An 18,663-nucleotide genomic window follows, 5' to 3' on the forward strand; every position below is an offset into this window, starting at 1 on the left:
GGATTGTTAGTATGAATCATGAGAGTTACCTCGTGTTTTGTATAAGGATTGGACACCCATATCAAAACCGGTAACTCTCAACCTTGCAAGGTCCAGTGTCAGATCAAGTCGCGACTAATACATATAAAAGTAGGCGGCGTTCAGCAGCAGTAACACCAGAACCCAACTGGTTCCGGCCATCAAATGACCGACGCTGCCGCCAATCAGATCGCCAAACCAGGTAGTGAAGCCCAGCTTTTTAAGCTGGTTGGCCATCATCAGCAGTGCGGCAAACCAGATTAACGTATCCCAGGCCCCTTTTTCGCTTTTGATGTCCTCCCAGCGCAGCACGCCGCTCATGCGATGCGTCGGCCTAGTCCGGTTTTGATAAAGCCGCGTGCGATCATAAATGCCACGACGATCAGCCAAATCAGGGAGCTGTTCAGATCGCTCAACGCGGTTTGAATAGCGCCGCTGGCGCTGGTATCGCCTGCGGCTGCCGTCAGCGCAAACAGCGTCATACTGATGATGCCGATGGCACCAATGGGAAGCACGTTAGCCACGATAGAGACGATGGTGGCGACAAAAATCACTGCGGAATGCCAGGCGGGAGCGCTGGGGCCGGTTGGTGGGGACAGGTGCCAGAAAAAGGCGGCGATAAGCAGAATAATCGCCAAAGCAAGCCAATTCAGGCCATACGACGTTTTGGTCTTCATCCGTTTTCCTTACAACTTGATAGGTGTCTGAAGGAGGAGCTGTAATCAGTGTAATCCCTAAGGGTTACAGGGTTATCAGCGATCATAGCCGCACTGCTAGAAAACGCGGGATGAAAATGACACGCTTATTGATTTGAATCGGTTTTTATAAATATTGTTAGTTAAATAATTATGTGAAGCGCGTCACGTTTTAAGTGTGACAAAATATGGCAAAGGCAGATGCCGTGCGGGGTGAGTAAAAAAAGCGCGAAACGCCTGAAAAGAGCTTCGCTAACCGGTGTGTAAATAATTCTTATACTTTGCTTAACATTCCCGCCAGACAACCCCTCGCTTGTTAGGCATTGTCTGGCGGGTAAACCGGTTACGGTTTCTCTTTTTCCAACGATTTTCCTGACCAGTAGCCTGCCAGCAGGGAGCCGGAAAGGTTGTGCCACACGGAGAACAACGCGCCGGGCAGAGCGGCGAGTGGAGAGAAGTACATCTTGCCCAGCGTGGCGGCAAGGCCGGAGTTCTGCATGCCGACTTCGATAGCCAACGTGCGGCAGGTAGACCCGTCAAAGCCGAACAGTCTGCCCCCCCAGTACCCGCCCAGTAAGCCAATGCCGTTGTGCAGTATGACGGCAATAATCACCATAAAACCGACGGACGCGATATGGCTCTGGCTGCCTGCGACCACGGCGCTGATAATCGCCAGAATAAACACCATCGAAAGCATTGGCAGATAGGGCTCAATGCGTTTTACCACACCGCTGAACAGGTGGTGAACAATCAAACCTGCGCCGATCGGGATCACCACGATCTTCAGGATGCTGAGCAACATGCCCATCACGTCCACGCTGATGGCGGCATCAACATACAGCCGGGTCAGCAGCGGCGTGGCAAACACGCCAACCAGCGTCGAGATGGATGAAATGGTGACTGACAGGGCGACATCGCCTTTAGACTGGTAGATCATCACGTTTGACGCCGTGCCGCTGGCAACGCTGCCCACCAGCACCATACCTGCCGAGAGGTCAGGCGGCATGTTAAACGCACGCGCTAACACCCAGGCGGCGAGCGGCATCACCAGATAGTGCAGGAATATCCCGGCGGCAACCGGGGCTGGGCGCGTGAGCACCCGCTTAAAATCCCCGATATGCAGGGTCACGCCCATGGCGAACATGATGAGCATCAGCAGCGTGCTGATATGGGGGCTGATGCCGGTAAAGGTGTCTGGTGAGGTATAGGCGGCAACGGAGAGCAAAACGGCCCATAACGGAAACAGCCGAGTCAACATGGCGAGCATAAAATATCTATCCTTATCACTATGAGGGTCCAGATAAAAAAACCGACCCAGAGGCCGGTTTTTTTTGGGTGCAATGGCAGGGCGTTATTCAAACAGGCTGTGGTGTAGCGTCTGCACCACGCGCTCTGCGTCGTTGCCCGGCACAAGGAAATACAGGTTATGGCTGCTGGCACCGTAGCAAATCAGGCGAATGTTAAACGGCTCCAGTACGCCAAACACCTCTTTGCCGACGCCGCACGCCTGAGAAAGCTGATTGCCGATCAGCGCGACCAGCGACAAGTTCTCTTCCACCTCGACGCGGCACAGGGAAGAAAGTTCGGTCAGAATGGCGCTGGAGAGCAGGCCGTCACCCGCAGAGGTGGAACCGGTGGTGTCCAGCGTCAGAGCAACGTTCACTTCCGAAGTGGTTATCAGATCCACCGAAATATTGTGGCGCGCCAGAATGCTGAACACTTCTGCCAGAAAGCCGCGTGCGTGCAGCATATTCAGGCTATGCAAGGTGAGCAGCGTTTGTTTACGGCGCAATGCCAGCGCGCGGAACAGCGGTGGATTTTCTGTTTTATTGCACACCAGGGTGCCGCCGGCAGAAGGATCCTTGCTGGAGCCAACGAACACCGGAATATCGCTGCGCACGGCGGGCAACAGCGTAGCGGGGTGTAGCACCTTGGCACCAAACGTCGCCATTTCCGCCGCTTCTTCAAAGGTGATCTGGTCGATATGGTGCGCCGTGGGCACCACGCGAGGATCGGTAGTGTAGATGCCGGGAACGTCAGTCCAGATATCGATGCGGTCAACGTTCAATGCTTCGCCCAGCAGAGCGGCGGTGTAATCGCTGCCGCCACGGCCTAGCGTCGTGGTGCGGCCTTTGGCCTCACTGCCGATAAACCCTTGAGTAATGATCAGGCTTTCTGCCAGACGCGGCTGCAACTGGCTGCGCGTCAATGCGCCCAGCGTGTCGCAATCCGGCTCTGCGCGGCCAAAGCGATCGTTGGTACGCATGATTTTGCGCACATCGAACCACTCGGCGCTGATGTGGCGTTCGCGCAGGATCTCAACGAACAGCAGCGTTGACATCAATTCGCCGTGGCTGACCAACTCATCGGTCAAGGCGTTAGAGGTGGCGAGCGCAGCGGCTTTAGACAGGCGCGCCACGTTTTCCAACATGCGATCGATCTCTTCACGGATCACTTGCGGATGGCTCAGACGATCGATAATGGCATATTGGATGTGACGAATTTTTCCCAGATGGGCATCGCGCTGTTCTTGCGCCACGCCTTCCGCTAAGGCAACCAGCAGGTTAGTGATGCCGGCAGAGGCGGAAAGCACGACAACGCGCACCGCAGGATCGGCCAACACAATATCCGCACTGCGGTTCATGGCGTCGAAATCGGCTACGCTGGTGCCGCCAAATTTAGCGATTCTCAGAGAAGTGGTTGTAGACATAACTAAAAAAACCTCGTGTCAGGGGCGCTGTGGCGATAGTTGTCGCACATCAGCCGTCCATAAAATCAGCCTTGGCACAAGGAGAGAGCGGTAAGCAGGGAGCAGGCGTAGATAAGTAAGCGTCACTACGGTACACCCAGAAGCGCTCCACCTTGCTGAACGTGCAGTTTGTATTAATAACCGGCACGTTGCTGGTGACAACCCAGAGGATTCAGCCCCTGTAGTCGATGATGGCATTCCCGTATTGCCCATCATCTCGGCACCGCTCCCCCTGGTTTATCGTCACTGGATTTACGGATCCTCGGATAAATTACCTGGGCGGCGCTCCTCTTCTGGCTTATGCAACCGCCTTCGGCGTGGATGCATAAGTTCACGCTTACAAATAACGGGTTATCTTGCGGCTGTCAACCGGTAACCGCAGGGAAATGCGTAATAGCAAGAAAAGGGATCGCAACTGGTGGTATAAGGGATACAATCGATTCAGCCTTAGCGATTTTATTATCGGAGACAAGAGTGTTGTTATGAAAAATATCAATCCCAGCCAAACTGCCGCATGGCGCGCTCTGCAACAGCATTTTTCCACGATTGAACAGGTGCAAATCAGCGAACTGTTTGCTCAGGACCCGGATCGTTTCTCACGCTTTTCCGCCACGTTTGATGACCTGATGCTGGTGGACTACTCCAAGAACCGTATTACTCAGGAAACGCTGGATAAGTTGCTCACTCTGGCGCGCGAAACCCAGTTGAGCGAGGCTATTGCCTCGATGTTCTCTGGTGAGAAAATTAACCGCACCGAAGATCGTGCGGTGCTGCACGTTGCGCTGCGTAACCGTAGCAATACGCCCATTGTGGTGGATGGCAAAGATGTGATGCCAGAGGTCAATGCGGTATTGCAGAAGATGAAGGGCTTTAGCGAGCGTATCATCAGCGGTAGCTGGAAAGGCTACACTGGCAAGGCGATTACCGATGTGGTGAATATCGGCATCGGTGGTTCGGATCTTGGCCCCTTCATGGTGACGGAAGCTCTGCGGCCGTTTAAGAACCACCTTAACATGCACTTCGTGTCCAACGTTGACGGCACACACATCGCTGAAACCCTGAAAACGCTGAACCCGGAAACTACGCTGGTGCTGGTGGCCTCAAAAACCTTCACCACGCAGGAAACCATGACCAACGCCCATTCGGCGCACGACTGGTTCCTGAAAACCGCGCAGGGTGAGCAGCATATTGCCAAGCATTTCGCCGCGCTCTCCACCAATGCCAGCGCGGTCAGCGCTTTCGGTATTGATACCGCTAACATGTTTGAATTCTGGGATTGGGTCGGCGGTCGCTACTCGCTGTGGTCTGCCATCGGCTTGTCGATTATCCTCTCCATCGGTTTTGACAACTTTGAGCAATTGCTGAGCGGCGCGCACGCTATGGATCAGCATTTTGTCACCACGCCCATTGAGAAAAATCTGCCAGTGCTGCTGGCGCTGATCGGGATCTGGTACAACAATTTCTTTGGCGCGGAAACCGAAGCGATCCTGCCTTACGATCAGTACATGCACCGTTTTGCGGCCTACTTCCAGCAGGGCAACATGGAGTCCAACGGTAAGTATGTCGATCGCGATGGTAATCCAGTGACCTACCAAACCGGACCGATTATCTGGGGCGAGCCGGGCACTAACGGGCAGCATGCGTTTTATCAGTTGATTCACCAAGGGACCAAACTGGTGCCGTGTGATTTCATCGCACCGGCGGTGAGCCACAACCCGCTGGGCGATCACCACGGTAAGCTGCTCTCTAACTTCTTTGCCCAGACCGAAGCGCTGGCATTTGGTAAATCCCGTGAGGTGGTGGAAGCCGAGTTTGCCGCGCAGGGAAAAACGGCGCAACAGGTTGAGCATGTTGCGCCGTTCAAAGTGTTTGAAGGCAACCGCCCAACCAACTCCATCCTGTTGCGCGAAATAACGCCTTACAGCCTGGGCGCGCTTATCGCGCTGTATGAACACAAAATCTTTACCCAGGGTGCGATTCTGAACATCTATACTTTCGATCAGTGGGGCGTTGAGTTGGGCAAACAACTGGCCAACCGCATTTTGCCGGAATTGGAAAATGACCAGCCGGTGAGTAGCCACGACAGTTCGACCAACGGTTTGATTAACCGCTTTAAAAACTGGCGCGCCTGAGTCGTGGACGCCGATAGGGGGGATATCCCCCCTTTTGTCACCAACATGGAGGGACGTATGCAGAAACGTGCTTTACTGGGCATCGCCGTGGCGGTTTTACTGGCGGGATGCAGCACCAGCACAGAATTGAGTTCAGCCGGGCAGTCGGTCAAGTTTACCGATAAGCAACCCGGCAGCGAATGTCGTCTGGTGGGTCAGGTGACAGGCGCGCAGTCCACCTGGTTAACGGGTCATGATGAGGGTAACGCTCAGCGCGGCGCGGCCAACGATCTGCGTAACAAGGCGGCGGCGCTCGGCGGCAACGTTATCTATGGCGCCACCAGTTCCAGCGAAAGCTTCTGGTCGAGCTTCGCACCGCTTGATAGCAAGCTGGTCGGGCAGGTTTATCACTGTCCCTAAGCGACAGGCCTTCACAGGCGGATGCTCGCTGAGCCGCCGCCTGTGAAGGATTTCGGTTAGTTGGGCTTCAGCAACTGCAAATCCAGCAGCGTTTTGCTGGCTTCCCCACCAATCTCACGCGTCAAACGCGGTACCAGATAGCCGGAGACCTGCGACAGCAGTTTTTTCATGATGTCGCGTGCTTCCTCATCGCTCACCAGAAAATGCGCTGCACCTTGTACTTTGTCCAGCACGTGCAGGTAGTAAGGCAGTACGCCCGCGTTAAACAGCGCGTTGCTCAGCGCCGCAAGCGTCGAGGCGTTATCATTCACGCCGCGCAGCAATACGCTTTGATTCAGCAGCGTAACGCCAGCCTGACGCAAACGTGCCATACTTTCACTCAGTTCGCTGTCTATCTCGTTGGCATGGTTGATGTGTGTCACCAGCAGCACGCGAAGGCGCGTTTGCGATAAGCGTTGACACAACGCCTCGGTAATTCGCGCCGGGATCACCACCGGCAACCGGCTGTGAATACGCAGGCGTTGTACGTGAGGGATGGTTTCCAGTTCGCTGATAAGCCAGTCCAACTCATGGTCTTTCGCCATCAGCGGATCGCCACCGGAGAAAATAATTTCATCCAGTTCAGGATGCTGGCGAATATAGTCCAGCGCCTGACGCCAGTTGCTCTTGTTGCCCTGATTGTCCTGATAGGGAAAGTGGCGACGGAAGCAATAGCGGCAGTTGACCGCGCAGCCGCCTTTGACCAGCAACAAGGCGCGGTTGTGGTATTTATGGAGTAATCCAGGCACCACGCTGTGCTGTTCATCAAGCGGATCGACGCTGAACCCGGGGGTCACCACGAATTCGTCCTGCGCGGTCAGCACTTGCAGTAATAGCGGATCGAGAGGGTCCCCCTTGCGCATCCGCGCGGCAAAGGACCAGGGTACGCGCAGGGGAAATAGCGTGCGCGCTTGCGCCCCTTTACGTAGTTCAGGGTGGTCATCCAGCGCCAAAAAGTGCAAAAGTTGGAGAGGATCGGTAATGACATCCGCAAGTTGATGCAACCAATCTTCTCTGGGATGGGGTTTTAGGGTTACAATGTGTGCCATTTTTTGGCTGAGTACCAGTATCAAATAGTAGAGGGCCTTTATGGCGACTTATTTTAGCAACGATTTTCGTTCCGGTCTTAAAATCATGTTTGAAGGCGAGCCTTACGCTGTCGAATCCAGTGAATTCGTTAAGCCAGGTAAAGGGCAGGCTTTCGCGCGTGTGAAAATGCGCCGTTTGCTGACCGGCAAACTGATTGAAAAAACCTTCAAATCCACCGACAGCGCCGAAGGTGCTGATGTGGTTGATATGAACCTGACCTACCTGTATAACGACGGTGAGTTCTGGCATTTCATGAACAATGAAACGTTTGAACAACTGGCCGCTGATTCCAAAGCTGTTGGCGACAACGCCAAATGGCTGCTGGATCAGGCTGAATGTATCGTGACGTTGTGGAACGGCCAACCGATTTCGGTAACGCCGCCAAACTTCGTGGAACTGGAGATCGTGGATACCGATCCGGGTCTGAAGGACGATACAGCAGGGACTGGCGGTAAGCCGGCAACCTTGACCACCGGTGTCGTGGTAAAAGTGCCGTTGTTTGTTCAGATTGGCGAAGTGATCAAAGTGGATACGCGTTCTGGCGAATATGTTTCCCGCGTGAAATAAGCACTTCTCTGCCAAAAAACACCGTCGGCTTTGCTGGCGGTTTTTTTTGTCCCGCATCCGGCCAATGCTAACGTTTGCTGCCCATTCAGCCCCGATCTCTGCTTCATGACAGGACGCGCACCTTCAGATATCAAGGCGTAAGCTTACGAACCGGGAAACACCCGCTCGCACAGAAAATCTACCAGTACGCGTACCTTCGGCGACGGATGTTTGCTCGCGGGCCACAGCACGTGAAAAACGCCTGTGCGCTCCACATAATCGACCAGAATGGGCTGTAATCGGCCACCGGCCAGCAGATCGCGAATAGAGAAGTCCGGCAGATAGGCGATACCCAACCCTTGCAGTGCGAAGCACACGCGCGTCTCTATGTTGTTGCAGATCATCGCCGTAGGCAGTTGCAACGGTGGCTCTCCGGGAGCGAGTCGCAACGCCCAAGGCTCCAGCTTGCCGCTGTGGGGAAAGCGATAGTGCAAGCAGCGGTGTCGCAGCAGGTCGGCAGGCACTTGCGGTGTGCCCTGCCGCGCCAGATAGTCGGGAGACGCGACCAGCAACGAACGGAAGGCGCCAAGCCGACGAGCGGTGAGGCGCGAGTCGTGTGGCTTACCGGTGCGCACCACTGCATCAAAGCCTTCTTCGATCACATTGACGATCTGATCGGTGAAATCGAGATCCAGCTCGATCTCTGGATATGTATGCATAAATTCACTGAGCACCGGCAGTACCAGCGAACTGACCAGCGGCAGGCTCACTCGCAAGCGCCCACGCGGTGTGCCGTTGGCCTGTAGATCTAACTCTGCGGCTTCGATCTCGGCCAGAATGCGCCGACAGCGCTCCAGAAACAGGGTGCCCTCAGCCGTCAGGGTAATGTTACGCGTGCTGCGATGGAACAGGCGTACGCCCAGTTTTTCTTCCAGGCGTGCCACGCTCTTGCCGACGGCCGAGGCTGACACCCCTAGCAACCGTCCCGCTGCCACAAAGCTGCGTGTTTCTGCCACCTGTACGAACACCACAAAGCCGTTAAGGCTGTCCATATCGCCCTCCCATTGCGGACATTTTATTCCGCATAGCAAGGAACTGTATCCATCTTTTTCTTGAGTCACAAGTTCTCTATCGTCAAGGCATGCCCGATTTAGCAACCGATGAAATCAAGGACTTTAACGTGACGACTCCTCTCTCTCCTCTGCGCTCAGGTGTTCCCTTTGCGCATCTCTCCACCCGTATTCAGGATGTTATCCAGCAGGCGTTGGAGACGCATCGTCTGGTGGGTAGCGTTGTCTTGGTGGCGCACCACGGTGCGTTGATTTACCAGCAGGCGGCCGGATGGGCCGATCGTGAACACGCACAGCCGATGGCGTTGGACACGATCTTTCGGATGGCGTCGGTGAGTAAACCCATCGTGTCGACGGCGGCACTGGTGCTGGTGGCTCAGGGAAAACTCGGTCTGGATGACAGTATCTCTCGCTGGCTGCCCGAATTTCAGCCTTGGTTGCCCGATGGATCAGCCGCGTCGATCACGGTGCGGCAGTTACTCAGCCATACCGCAGGACTGAGTTACCGCTTCTTCGAGGCGGATGCAAATGGCCCCTACGCGCAGGCTGGAATATCGGATGGTATGGATGCATCCGGTATTACGCTGGATGAGAATTTGCGTCGTCTCGCCAGCGTGCCACTGCTGTATACGCCGGGCACTGCCTGGGGGTACTCGCTGGCGACGGATGTGCTGGGGGCCTTGATTGCGCGTGTTCAGGGCACGTCACTGGACAAGGCGGTACGTGAACTTGTGACCGGCCCGCTGGGTATGGTGGATACCGGCTTCGTCGTTGACGATCCGCAACGTGTGGCGACGGCCTATGTGAATGACACAACGCAACCCCATCAGTTGGCTGAAGGCGAAACCGTTTCTGCCTTTGAGGGGGTGGTCGGTATTACGTATAGCCCGGCGCGAATCTTCGATGCTGAAGCCTTCCCTTCAGGGGGCACAGGCATGGCGGGCACCGCCAGGGACCTCCTTTATCTGCTCGAAACCCTGCGTCAGGGCGGTAGTACGCTATTGCCCGATGCTCTGATTGAAGAGATGGGCCGAGACCAGACCCATGGGCTGGAACTGCCTAATGCGCCAGGGTTCGGCTTTGGCCTGGGGTTTTCTGTGCTACGCGATCCCCGGTTTGCGGATTCGCCAGAATCGCTGGGAACCTGGCGTTGGGGCGGTGCTTACGGCCATGCCTGGTTTGTGGATCGTGCACAAGGTCTGAGCGTCGTGGCGTTTACCAATACGCTGTATGAAGGCATGTCGGGCCATTTCGTTACCGATCTGCGAGATGCGGTGTACGGGGCGCTGGGGGAAGCACAATGACATCCCGTAAACAGGAGCGCTTGCCGTTGGCTTCATTGTTGGCGTTAGCCACGGCAGCCTTCATCACCATCCTGACCGAAGCCTTGCCTGCGGGGCTGTTACCGCAAATGGCGCAAGGCCTTGCGGTGTCCGAAGCCTGGGTGGGCCAGACTGTCACCTTCTATTATGCCATCGGCTCACTGGTCGCGGCGATCCCTTTGACGGCGGCCACGCAAGGCATGCGCCGGCGTCCACTACTGTTATCGGCCCTGGCGGGTTTCGCGATTGCCAATACCGTTACGACATTCTCCGGCAGCTATCTTCTGACGATGGTGGCTCGCTTTCTGGCGGGAGTGTCAGCCGGGCTATTGTGGGCATTGCTGGCCGGTTACGCCGCACGTATGGTACCGGACGACCAGAAGGGACGCGCCATTGCTATCGCCATGGTCGGCACGCCCTTGGCGCTGTCGCTCGGCGTGCCAGCAGGAACGTTTTTAGGCCATCTGGTGGGCTGGCGGATGTGTTTTGGTCTCATGAGCGCATTGGCGTTACTGCTTATGCTGTGGGTGCGTGTTCAGGTTCCCGACTTTGCCGGGCAGCCTGCGGGCAAGCGGTTGTCGTTAGGGGCTGTGTTTACCATCTCCGGGGTGCGTCCGGTACTGTTCGTGGTATTGGCCTTTGTGTTAGCGCACAACATCCTTTACACCTACATTGCCCCGTTCTTGGCGGCGGCGGGCATGGTCGAACGCACGGACGTGATACTGCTAGTGTTTGGCGTCGCCTCGTTGCTGGGGATTTGGATCATTGGCGTACTGATTGACCGGCATTTGCGTACGTTGACGCTGACCAGCACGCTATTGTTCGGTCTGTCTGCGCTGGCGCTTGGTGTTGCGGGTGATATGCCTGTCGTGGTGTATACGGCAGTGGCAGTGTGGGGGCTGGCATTCGGCGGTGCGGCAACGCTGTTTCAAACCGCCATCGCCAAAACCGCCGGAGAGGCGGCCGATGTGGCGCAATCGATGCTGGTGACGGCCTGGAATCTGGCGATTGCTGGCGGCGGTATCCTTGGCGGGCTGTTGCTGGACAGTCTGGGCGTTGCGGCGTTCTCTCCGACGCTTTTGGTGCTGCTAACGGCAACGCTGATCGTGGTCTGGGCTGCCCGGCAGCAGGGTTTCCGCGCGATGCCGAGTTGAAACGCCAGTCGGGTCGGCACCCTCAGCCACTGTCAAACCCCTTCGCGCTCTGTGCTACAGGCAGGCACTTTCTTGCGGCGTAACCACTGTGCAGGTTTCAGTTCGCTGACCAGCACCCCGATAACAATCAGCGCGGCACACACAATCGCTAAGCCGGGCAAACGGTCACCAGCCAGACGACCGACAATGCCCGCCCACACCGGTTCGCTGGCGTAGATGACGGTGGCACGCGTAGGGGACACTGCCTTTTGCGCCCAGTTCATGGTCAGTTGAATCACAATGCTGGCGGCACCGAGGCCGATGCCGCCCAGCAACCAAGCCCAGGAGAAGGCGGGCAACGATTCACCGTTTACCGGCATCAGCAACAGTGATAGCAGTCCCGCCGTCACAGCAACTGTACGGTAGTCACCCGGCGCACATCGACTTTCCCGGCGAAATGGCCGATAAGAATGATTTCGGCCGCAATCGCCAGCGCACTGAGCAGCGTGGCCCATTCGCCCTGACTCATACTGAGATGGCCCGCATCGGGTCCTGCCAACAGCATCAGGCCGACAAACGCGAAAACAATCCCCACCAGACTCATGACGCCGGGGCGTCGCCGTAGCACCAGCCATTGCAGCAGCGGCACCAGAGGGACATACAGCGCGGTAATAAACGCCGATTGGCTGCTGGTGATGGTTTGCAGTCCATAGGTTTGTAAACCATAGCCCAGCAGGATACTCGCCCCGATGGCAAAACCCGCATAGCACTCCTGAAGCGTTAGCCCCGCCAATGCGCGCCGAAAGACCAGAAGGCTGATGATACCGGCCGTGGTAAAGCGCAGCCCAACAAAAAACAGAGGACCACTGTGCTGCATGGCCAGATGAACCACTAAAAAGGTGGTTCCCCACACCAGTGTGATCAGGATTAACGCCCACTCCTGGGGTTTGATGCCCAGTATGGGATGGGGGATGGCAGAAAAGTAACGTTGCATTGCAGGTTCAGACAAAAGAGATCAGCTTTCCATCATAGGGGGAATGTTGTCGATAAGCCATCCCCCTCGTTGTCTAGCGTAGTGTACAGGCGACCTCCTCCAATTGGCTGATGGCCGTGTTACATCCTTAAAAAAACTTATTTTTCATGCTCTTAATGTGTGTTTTCGTCCTGATGGATAACCTGAACGGTACAGCAACTGCCTAGCGCGTAGTCAGACAACGAAATGAGCGTGGTAAAGGCCAATTCGGGGATGGCCGGCCGCCAGCCTGCGGTCAGCATCGACGTGAACACGATACGGGCGTGGGGGATCACCTCCAAAAAGCACCCGATGTGTTCACTGCGATCGTCGTCCGGTCCCTGAATCCGGGTATGAAATGCCCCGCCGGGTTGCAGATCGAGGGCGATAACCTCAGTCGTGCCCGGTTTGGGGCTCCACCAGACTTTGAGCCATTCTGGGTCTGACCAGGCACGCCATATTGCATGTCGCGGGGCGTCCAGCACTCGAGTAATCACAAGATTGCGGGTATCCGCAGGTTGGGGGATTGACAGTGTCATGGCATGGCTCCTGATAAGTGTGAATGCCAGTGTGCCGCCTATTTTCAATGACACCGGAACAAAAAACGCTTATCGCGGCAGGATTGACTACGCTTACTGAAGGCGGTGGAGATCGCCTCGGTAGTATTACTTTCCCTTTTACCTCTCCCTTGAGAAGGAAAATAACCATGTTCAAAAAAAGCGTGCTTATTCTTGCCTCATTGCTGATGCTCTCTGCGTTGACCGCTTGTAATACCACCCGAGGTATTGGGCAGGATGTCGAAGCGGGTGGGAAAGCCATTCAACGCAGTGCGCAGTAGTCAATAAACGGTCCGAACATTGCGCTACATGGCGATGAAGGGACGCTGAGCGGCGTCATCCTATAGACAGCCTGCCCACCGCAGTGATATATCCGTGATCATTCTTCACGCCACTCTCGTGGCCGGCAGAAAAACGGGTATTTTGCGTAGCGGAATGGATGGAGAAGTACGATGTCGCCGTTGTTTATTACTGTAGGCATGCTGACCCTGAGCAATGTGTTTATGACGTTCGCCTGGTATGGTCATTTGCGTTATTTCAGTGGACGTACCTGGCTGATTGCCGCACTGGTCAGTTGGGGAATTGCGTTGTTTGAATACCTGTTGCAGGTGCCAGCCAACCGCATCGGCTATCAGGTGGCCTCTGCGGGGCAACTAAAGATTTTGCAGGAAGTGATCAGCCTGACGGTATTTATTCCGTTCTCAATGATTATTTTGAAAGAGCCGTTCCGTACCGATTTCATCTGGGCCGGTCTCTGCTTGTTGGGCGCGGTATTTTTCATGTTCAAAGATAAGATCCTGGGGTAATTGTTGCTGCATTTCCCCTATCGCTACGGCTGGCTTGTGTAACCAGCTGTGTTTTACCTTAGGCTAATTTCCGCACGACAGCCGTCGCTGGCATCAATACAGAACCATCCTCGGCATGCGGCACCATGTAGGGAATCGGGTTGCCCGTGCGCGTATCAATCAGATCTGAGTGCTGCTCACCGGGCTTGAACCGGTGTTGTTCTCCCCATTGTCGCAGCGCCACTATCACCGGAAACAGCTTTTCTCCTTCAGACGTCAGTACGTACTCCTGATAAGCCGTACCGTCTGAGGCGTCCTGCATCTCTAGAATGCCTGCATTAACCAGCTTGCGCAGACGATCGGAAAGGATGTTGCGCGCCACGCTCAGGCTGCGTTGAAAATCACCGAAGCGGCGCACGCCATCAAAGGCATCACGCACAATGAGCAGCGACCAGCGATCGCCAACCACATCGACACAGCGTGCAACGGGACAAGGTTCGTTGTTTATGGTTTCACGGTTTGGCATGGCATTTCCTGGCCGTTTGGTGTGGAACAGCAATCAAGTTGCATTTTAAAACCAGATAACCTAGCATTCAATCGGTTTTATTTTGCAACTGGATTTTGTGGCGTCATATGATGAAGCGTTCCCTCACATCACCGTTGAATCAAAACAGCTCGCTGATCCAGCCAGCTGATATGCCGCGCAGCCTGATAGTGCTGTTTGCTATCGCCAGTGGCTTGAGCGTGGCAAATGTCTATTACGCCCAGCCTCTGCTTGATGCGCTGGCGGTGGATTTTGGTATCAGTCAGGCCACGGTCGGTGGAGTGGTCACGGCGACTCAGGTTGGCTGTGCCCTAGCACTGTTACTGCTGGTGCCATTAGGCGATCGCGTTGAACGTCGTCGCTTGATGATCATGCAACTCGTGACGCTGGTGACAGCCTTGTTCATCGTTAGCATGGCATCGTCTACACCGGTGCTGTTGGTGGGAATGCTGGCGATTGGACTACTGGGAACCGCGATGACACAGGGGTTAATCGCCTATGCTGCCAGCGCCGCCGCCTCCCATGAACGGGGGCGCGTTGTTGGCGCAACGCAAGGCGGTGTGTTTATAGGCCTGTTGCTGGCGCGGGTGTTTGCGGAAGGCGTAAGCGATGTTGCGGGTTGGCGAGGTGTTTACTGCGGTGCTGCGGTACTGATGGTAGCGACAGAGCTACCGTTATGGCTACGGTTACCGGTTTTGCCTCCCTCACCGCAACGCATGAGCTATCCACAACTGATTGCGTCGGTGTTGACGCTACTGCGACAGGAGAGGGTGCTGAAAGTCCGTGGCATGTTGGCATTGCTGATGTTTGCCGCCTTCAACATTTTCTGGAGTGCGCTAGTGTTGCCCTTGAGCGCGCCGCCTTATTGGGTTCTCGCACGCGGTGATTGGTGCTTTTGGGCTGGTGGGCGTGGCTGGCGTGCTGGCTGCCTCGCGCGCCGGACGATGGGCGGATCGAGGATATGCTCAGCACACCAGTGCGTTTGCGCTGCTGGCATTACTGCTGGCATGGTGGTCTCTGTCGCTGATGGATGCATCGCTGTGGGCGCTGGTAGTGGGGATTGCGCTGCTCGATCTGGGCGGGCAGGCGCTGCACGTAACCAACCAAAGCCTGATATTTCGTGCCCGGCCTGAGGCACATAGCCGTTTGGTTGCTCTTCTCTATATGCTGTTTTATGCGCTGGGCAGCGGATGGCGTGTTACAGAGTGACGACACCGATCACGGTGACCACACTCAGGATGGCTGCCAAACCGTAGAACACCCATTTTCCTGCCGGAACGTGGATTTTCAGGTCATGCATCAGGTGATGCAGACGGTGCAAACCACACCAGATAGGCAGAATGATCATCAGCAGCAGAAACAGCCGCCCGATAAGGCTATGGGAGAAAGCGGCGATGCGCTCATAGCTCAGCGCGTCGGGGAACATCCCCAGCGGCAGCAGCACCCCGACCAGCAGGATAATCACTGGTGAGAAAATGGCGGTCCACATCCCACCGGCACCGAACAGTCTCCAGAAGGGAGGCTCATCGGAACGTTTTGGCGTTGGATTAATCACGTTGTTCCCCTCCAATCAGAATAGTAACGCGATGGTGAGAATAGCCAGCGTGACGATGACGGTTACAGCCCACAGCCCTTTGATAACCGGCTCTGGCCCCATTTTTTCATCTTTGACGATGATGATGCTGGCTTTGGGCGCCAGTTCAAACCAGGATTTGGTGTGAATAGCTGCCGCCACCAGTGCGATGATGTTAATCAGCAGCACCAGCGGGTTTTGCAGGAAGCCGACAAATCCGGCCCAGCCTTCTGCGCCGTGTTTCAACGAAAACACGCCATAGATCAGCACAATGCTGAACCATACCGCGGGAGCGGCGGTCATTTCGCGCAGCATGTAAAAGCGATAGAACCCGAGCCGTTGCCACCAGCTTGCAGGCATGCTGCGAACGTATGCTTTACGCTTGGTTGTCATTGTTGCCTCCCTCATTGCGGTTTCAGCATAGCGATCATGAAGTCCTTGGCGCTTTCGACCTTACCTTGCTGAATAGCAGCGGCAGGATCGACATGCTTCGGACACACTTCTGAGCAGTAACCGACAAAGATACAACTCCAGACACCGTTTTTACCGTTCAGTTGCGGCATGCGCTCTTTCTTGCCGTGGTCGCGGTTATCCAGGTTGTAACGGTGTGCCAGCGTGATGGCAGCCGGGCCGATAAACTCAGGATTAAGGCCAAACTGCGGGCACGCGGCGTAGCACAGGCCACAGTTGATGCAGCCGGAGAACTGATGGTATTTCGCCATCTGCGCCGGTGTCTGCTTGTTGGCGCCGTCAGCCGGCGTTTTGTTGTTGCCGATGATGTAAGGCTTGATGGCTTCCAGACTCTCGATAAAGTGGGTCATATCGACCACCAGATCGCGCTCGATCGGGAAGTTGCCCAGCGCTTCCACCTTCATACCGCTGGTCGCGTAGTCGCGCAAAAAGGTTTTGCACGCCAGCTTCGGCACGTTATTTACCATCATGCCGCAGGAGCCGCAGATAGCCATACGGCAGGACCAACGGTAAGAGAGGTCCGATGCCAGGTTATCTTTGATGTAACCCAGCGCATCCAGCAGGGACGTTTCCCGGCTGTAAGGTACGTCGAACGTCTCGACGTGCGGTGCCTTGTCGGTTTCCGGGTTATAGCGCATGACTTCCATTTTCAGGGTAGCTAACTCAGCCATTCGCTTGCTCCTTCTTGCTCTTTTCCTGGGCTTCCGCTTCGGCACCGTACACGCGTTTTGCCGGTGGCAGCGTGGTGATCTTCACGTCGCCATAGGCCAGACGCGGTGCGCCGTTCGGGTTGTAATACGCCAGCGTATGCTTCAGGAAATTAACGTCATCGCGCTCAGTGCAACCTTCGTCCAGACGTTGGTGTGCGCCGCGTGATTCTTTACGGTTGATAGCAGAGTGTGCCATACATTCAGCGACATCCAGTCTGTGGCCCAGTTCGATGTTGTAAAGCAGGTCGGTGTTGAAGACGCTGGAATGGTCGTGAATTTTCACGCGTTTGAAGCGCTCTTTCAGCTCAGCGAGTTTATCCACGGTTTTCTGCATCAGGTCGGTGGTGCGATAAATACCGCAACCTTCTTCCATCGACATGCCCATTTCGTCGCGGATTTTTGCCCAGCTTTCCGTGCCTTCCTGATTCATCAGGTCATGCAGACGCTGCTCAATATCGCGTGTTTGCGCATCCAGCGCGCTGCCGTTGGCGGGTGCCGCTTCTTGCGCACGGCGCACTGCATTTTCCCCGGCCATACGACCAAACACCACCAGTTCTGCCAGTGAGTTGGAGCCAAGGCGGTTAGCACCGTGCAGGCCCACCGAAGAACATTCGCCTGCCGCAAACAGCCCTTTGATGGTGGTTTCGCAATCCTGATTGGTTTCAATGCCGCCCATGGTGTAGTGCGCCGTCGGACGAATCGGAATCGGCTCTTTCACTGGATCGACGCCAACGTAGGCTTTTGCCAGTTCGCAGATAAACGGCAGACGCTCTTTCAGCTTTTTCTCGCCCAGATGACGCAGGTCGAGGTACACCACGTCGCCCAACGGGGTGGACACCGTGCGGCCTGCACGCCATTCGTGCCAGAAGGCTTGTGATACTTTGTCGCGCGGGCCCAGTTCCATATATTTGTTTTTCGGCTCGCCGAGCGGCGTTTCTGGTCCCATGCCGTAATCTTGCAGATAGCGGTAGCCATCTTTGTTGACCATGATACCGCCTTCACCACGGCAGCCTTCGGTCATCAGGATACCGGAACCCGGCAGGCCGGTCGGGTGATATTGCACGAATTCCATATCGCGCAGCGCCACGCCGTGGCGGAACGCCATGCCCATGCCGTCACCGGTGACGATGCCGCCGTTGGTGTTGTAACGGTAAACGCGGCCAGCACCGCCGGTCGCCAGCACGACCGCGTTAGCGCGGATTTGCACCAGCGAGCCTTCCATCATGTTGATGGCGACAAGACCACGCGCCTGACCGTCATCGACCAGAATATCCAACACAAAGTGCTCATCAAAGCGTTGGATTTGCGGGTATTTCAGTGAGGTCTGGAACAGGGTGTGCAGCATGTGGAAGCCGGTTTTATCCGCTGCAAACCAGGTGCGCTCAATTTTCATACCGCCAAAACGACGGACGTTGACGGAACGGTCGGGTTTACGGCTCCAGGGGCAACCCCATTGTTCTAGCTGGATCATCTCCTGTGGACATTGATGAACAAAATGTTCAACGACATCTTGCTCGCAGAGCCAGTTGCCACCAGCAACGGTGTCGTGGAAGTGAAAATCAAAACTATCGTGATCCTGAGTGACTGCGGCTGAACCACCCTCGGCGGCCACGGTGTGGCTACGCATTGGGTAGACTTTTGATATCAGCGCAATTTTCAGTTGGGGATTAGCTTCAGCGGCAGCGATTGCCGCAGGCTTTGTTGAATAAATAGAAAGTTTGGGTAATCATCGGAACAGATCACCATAGTTGTTTCAAAATCAGGTCTCCATGGCAAAACAAAATTTTAAAATCACTAACTGGCCCTCCTATAACAAGGC

At 55.6% G+C, this 18,663-nt stretch carries 17 protein-coding genes, 3 pseudogenes and 1 riboswitch; of the genes and pseudogenes, 8 read left to right on the forward strand and 12 right to left on the reverse strand.

Going from position 1 to position 18,663, the window contains the following annotated elements:
* Positions 1-117 precede the first annotated feature (117 nt).
* The 3 genes and pseudogenes from ACTBDZ_RS07030 to lysC form a co-directional block, all read right to left on the reverse strand.
* Positions 118-695: pseudogene (locus ACTBDZ_RS07030) on the reverse strand (anion permease); the annotation flags it as partial.
* 361 nt (positions 696-1,056) lie between these two features.
* A complete protein-coding gene (panS, locus tag ACTBDZ_RS07035; RefSeq protein ID WP_438814788.1) occupies positions 1,057-1,980 on the reverse strand; it encodes a ketopantoate/pantoate/pantothenate transporter PanS in 924 nt (307 codons plus the stop codon).
* Between the two features lie 84 nt (positions 1,981-2,064).
* Positions 2,065-3,423, reverse strand: a complete 1,359-nt coding sequence (gene lysC / locus ACTBDZ_RS07040; RefSeq protein ID WP_438814789.1) for a lysine-sensitive aspartokinase 3 — start codon at positions 3,421-3,423, stop codon at positions 2,065-2,067.
* Between the two features lie 132 nt (positions 3,424-3,555).
* A riboswitch (Lysine riboswitch) is annotated at positions 3,556-3,763 on the reverse strand.
* Positions 3,764-3,944: 181 nt separating this feature from the next.
* Between lysC and pgi the strand changes: the two genes are divergently transcribed.
* Together pgi and ACTBDZ_RS07050 are read left to right on the forward strand one after the other, a co-directional pair.
* Positions 3,945-5,594, forward strand: a complete 1,650-nt coding sequence (pgi, locus tag ACTBDZ_RS07045; protein WP_438814790.1) for a glucose-6-phosphate isomerase — start codon at positions 3,945-3,947, stop codon at positions 5,592-5,594.
* A 57-nt stretch (positions 5,595-5,651) separates the two neighbouring features.
* Positions 5,652-5,993 (forward strand): DUF4156 domain-containing protein, encoded by a 342-nt coding sequence (locus ACTBDZ_RS07050; RefSeq protein ID WP_438814791.1) that lies wholly within the window; start codon positions 5,652-5,654, stop codon positions 5,991-5,993.
* A gap of 56 nt (positions 5,994-6,049) precedes the next feature.
* Here the strand turns inward: ACTBDZ_RS07050 and epmB are convergent, their stop codons facing one another.
* The gene (gene epmB / locus ACTBDZ_RS07055; protein ID WP_438814792.1) at positions 6,050-7,081 is read right to left on the reverse strand and encodes an EF-P beta-lysylation protein EpmB; all 1,032 of its coding nucleotides are present in this window, start codon (positions 7,079-7,081) and stop codon (positions 6,050-6,052) included.
* Positions 7,082-7,121: 40 nt separating this feature from the next.
* Here epmB and efp point away from each other — a divergent pair, with 40 nt between their 5' ends.
* The gene (efp, locus tag ACTBDZ_RS07060) at positions 7,122-7,688 is read left to right on the forward strand and encodes an elongation factor P (protein ID WP_438814793.1); all 567 of its coding nucleotides are present in this window, start codon (positions 7,122-7,124) and stop codon (positions 7,686-7,688) included.
* Positions 7,689-7,831: 143 nt separating this feature from the next.
* Here efp and ACTBDZ_RS07065 read toward each other — a convergent pair whose 3' ends face one another.
* Positions 7,832-8,719, reverse strand: a complete 888-nt coding sequence (locus ACTBDZ_RS07065) for a LysR family transcriptional regulator (RefSeq protein WP_438814794.1) — start codon at positions 8,717-8,719, stop codon at positions 7,832-7,834.
* An 89-nt stretch (positions 8,720-8,808) separates the two neighbouring features.
* Here ACTBDZ_RS07065 and ACTBDZ_RS07070 point away from each other — a divergent pair, with 89 nt between their 5' ends.
* Positions 8,809-10,041: a serine hydrolase domain-containing protein gene (locus tag ACTBDZ_RS07070; protein WP_438814795.1), complete on the forward strand. Its 1,233-nt coding sequence runs from the start codon at positions 8,809-8,811 to the stop codon at positions 10,039-10,041.
* A complete protein-coding gene (locus ACTBDZ_RS07075; RefSeq protein ID WP_438814796.1) occupies positions 10,038-11,213 on the forward strand; it encodes an MFS transporter in 1,176 nt (391 codons plus the stop codon). The genes ACTBDZ_RS07070 and ACTBDZ_RS07075 overlap by 4 nt, the downstream gene beginning before the upstream one ends.
* A gap of 32 nt (positions 11,214-11,245) precedes the next feature.
* Here ACTBDZ_RS07075 and ACTBDZ_RS07080 read toward each other — a convergent pair.
* Together ACTBDZ_RS07080 and ACTBDZ_RS07085 are read right to left on the reverse strand one after the other, a co-directional pair.
* A pseudogene (locus tag ACTBDZ_RS07080) lies at positions 11,246-12,186 on the reverse strand (DMT family transporter).
* Positions 12,187-12,338: 152 nt separating this feature from the next.
* A complete protein-coding gene (locus ACTBDZ_RS07085; RefSeq protein WP_438814797.1) occupies positions 12,339-12,743 on the reverse strand; it encodes an SRPBCC domain-containing protein in 405 nt (134 codons plus the stop codon).
* Between the two features lie 167 nt (positions 12,744-12,910).
* Here ACTBDZ_RS07085 and ACTBDZ_RS07090 point away from each other — a divergent pair, with 167 nt between their 5' ends.
* Together ACTBDZ_RS07090 and ACTBDZ_RS07095 are read left to right on the forward strand one after the other, a co-directional pair.
* The gene (locus tag ACTBDZ_RS07090; protein ID WP_195316105.1) at positions 12,911-13,042 is read left to right on the forward strand and encodes an entericidin A/B family lipoprotein; all 132 of its coding nucleotides are present in this window, start codon (positions 12,911-12,913) and stop codon (positions 13,040-13,042) included.
* Between the two features lie 171 nt (positions 13,043-13,213).
* Positions 13,214-13,567 (forward strand): DMT family protein, encoded by a 354-nt coding sequence (locus ACTBDZ_RS07095; RefSeq protein ID WP_222159796.1) that lies wholly within the window; start codon positions 13,214-13,216, stop codon positions 13,565-13,567.
* Between the two features lie 58 nt (positions 13,568-13,625).
* Here the strand turns inward: ACTBDZ_RS07095 and ACTBDZ_RS07100 are convergent, their stop codons facing one another.
* Positions 13,626-14,072: a winged helix-turn-helix transcriptional regulator gene (locus ACTBDZ_RS07100; protein WP_438814798.1), complete on the reverse strand. Its 447-nt coding sequence runs from the start codon at positions 14,070-14,072 to the stop codon at positions 13,626-13,628.
* Between the two features lie 110 nt (positions 14,073-14,182).
* Between ACTBDZ_RS07100 and ACTBDZ_RS07105 the strand changes: the two are divergent.
* Positions 14,183-15,281 (forward strand): annotated as a pseudogene (locus ACTBDZ_RS07105) (MFS transporter); the annotation flags it as partial.
* A 7-nt stretch (positions 15,282-15,288) separates the two neighbouring features.
* On the opposite strand, the gene frdD reads toward ACTBDZ_RS07105, so the two are convergent.
* From frdD to frdA, 4 genes are read right to left on the reverse strand one after another with little or no spacing between them, the layout of a single operon-like run.
* Positions 15,289-15,645 (reverse strand): fumarate reductase subunit FrdD, encoded by a 357-nt coding sequence (frdD, locus tag ACTBDZ_RS07110; protein WP_438814799.1) that lies wholly within the window; start codon positions 15,643-15,645, stop codon positions 15,289-15,291.
* Between the two features lie 15 nt (positions 15,646-15,660).
* Positions 15,661-16,056: a fumarate reductase subunit FrdC gene (gene frdC, locus ACTBDZ_RS07115; protein WP_438814800.1), complete on the reverse strand. Its 396-nt coding sequence runs from the start codon at positions 16,054-16,056 to the stop codon at positions 15,661-15,663.
* An 11-nt stretch (positions 16,057-16,067) separates the two neighbouring features.
* The gene (locus ACTBDZ_RS07120; RefSeq protein WP_438814801.1) at positions 16,068-16,805 is read right to left on the reverse strand and encodes a succinate dehydrogenase/fumarate reductase iron-sulfur subunit; all 738 of its coding nucleotides are present in this window, start codon (positions 16,803-16,805) and stop codon (positions 16,068-16,070) included.
* Positions 16,798-18,555 carry a fumarate reductase (quinol) flavoprotein subunit gene (gene frdA / locus ACTBDZ_RS07125; protein ID WP_438814802.1) on the reverse strand — a complete coding sequence of 586 codons (1,758 nt, stop codon included), beginning with the start codon at positions 18,553-18,555 and terminating at the stop codon, positions 16,798-16,800. Before frdA ends, ACTBDZ_RS07120 begins: the two co-directional genes overlap by 8 nt.
* Positions 18,556-18,663 lie beyond the last annotated feature (108 nt).

The organism is Symbiopectobacterium sp. (assembly GCF_051710365.1).
Lineage (GTDB): Bacteria > Pseudomonadota > Gammaproteobacteria > Enterobacterales > Enterobacteriaceae > Symbiopectobacterium.

Bases quoted from the DNA above. Each gene is read 5' to 3' on its own strand.
- panS (WP_438814788.1), bottom strand. From the start codon at position 1,980: ATGCTCGCCATGTTGACTCGGCTGTTTCCGTTATGGGCCGTTTTGCTC.
- lysC (WP_438814789.1), bottom strand. From the start codon at position 3,423: ATGTCTACAACCACTTCTCTGAGAATCGCTAAATTTGGCGGCACCAGC.
- pgi (WP_438814790.1), top strand. From the start codon at position 3,945: ATGAAAAATATCAATCCCAGCCAAACTGCCGCATGGCGCGCTCTGCAA.
- ACTBDZ_RS07050 (WP_438814791.1), top strand. From the start codon at position 5,652: ATGCAGAAACGTGCTTTACTGGGCATCGCCGTGGCGGTTTTACTGGCG.
- epmB (WP_438814792.1), bottom strand. From the start codon at position 7,081: ATGGCACACATTGTAACCCTAAAACCCCATCCCAGAGAAGATTGGTTG.
- efp (WP_438814793.1), top strand. From the start codon at position 7,122: ATGGCGACTTATTTTAGCAACGATTTTCGTTCCGGTCTTAAAATCATG.
- ACTBDZ_RS07065 (WP_438814794.1), bottom strand. From the start codon at position 8,719: ATGGACAGCCTTAACGGCTTTGTGGTGTTCGTACAGGTGGCAGAAACA.
- ACTBDZ_RS07070 (WP_438814795.1), top strand. From the start codon at position 8,809: ATGCCCGATTTAGCAACCGATGAAATCAAGGACTTTAACGTGACGACT.
- ACTBDZ_RS07075 (WP_438814796.1), top strand. From the start codon at position 10,038: ATGACATCCCGTAAACAGGAGCGCTTGCCGTTGGCTTCATTGTTGGCG.
- ACTBDZ_RS07085 (WP_438814797.1), bottom strand. From the start codon at position 12,743: ATGACACTGTCAATCCCCCAACCTGCGGATACCCGCAATCTTGTGATT.
- ACTBDZ_RS07090 (WP_195316105.1), top strand. From the start codon at position 12,911: ATGTTCAAAAAAAGCGTGCTTATTCTTGCCTCATTGCTGATGCTCTCT.
- ACTBDZ_RS07095 (WP_222159796.1), top strand. From the start codon at position 13,214: ATGTCGCCGTTGTTTATTACTGTAGGCATGCTGACCCTGAGCAATGTG.
- ACTBDZ_RS07100 (WP_438814798.1), bottom strand. From the start codon at position 14,072: ATGCCAAACCGTGAAACCATAAACAACGAACCTTGTCCCGTTGCACGC.
- frdC (WP_438814800.1), bottom strand. From the start codon at position 16,056: ATGACAACCAAGCGTAAAGCATACGTTCGCAGCATGCCTGCAAGCTGG.
- ACTBDZ_RS07120 (WP_438814801.1), bottom strand. From the start codon at position 16,805: ATGGCTGAGTTAGCTACCCTGAAAATGGAAGTCATGCGCTATAACCCG.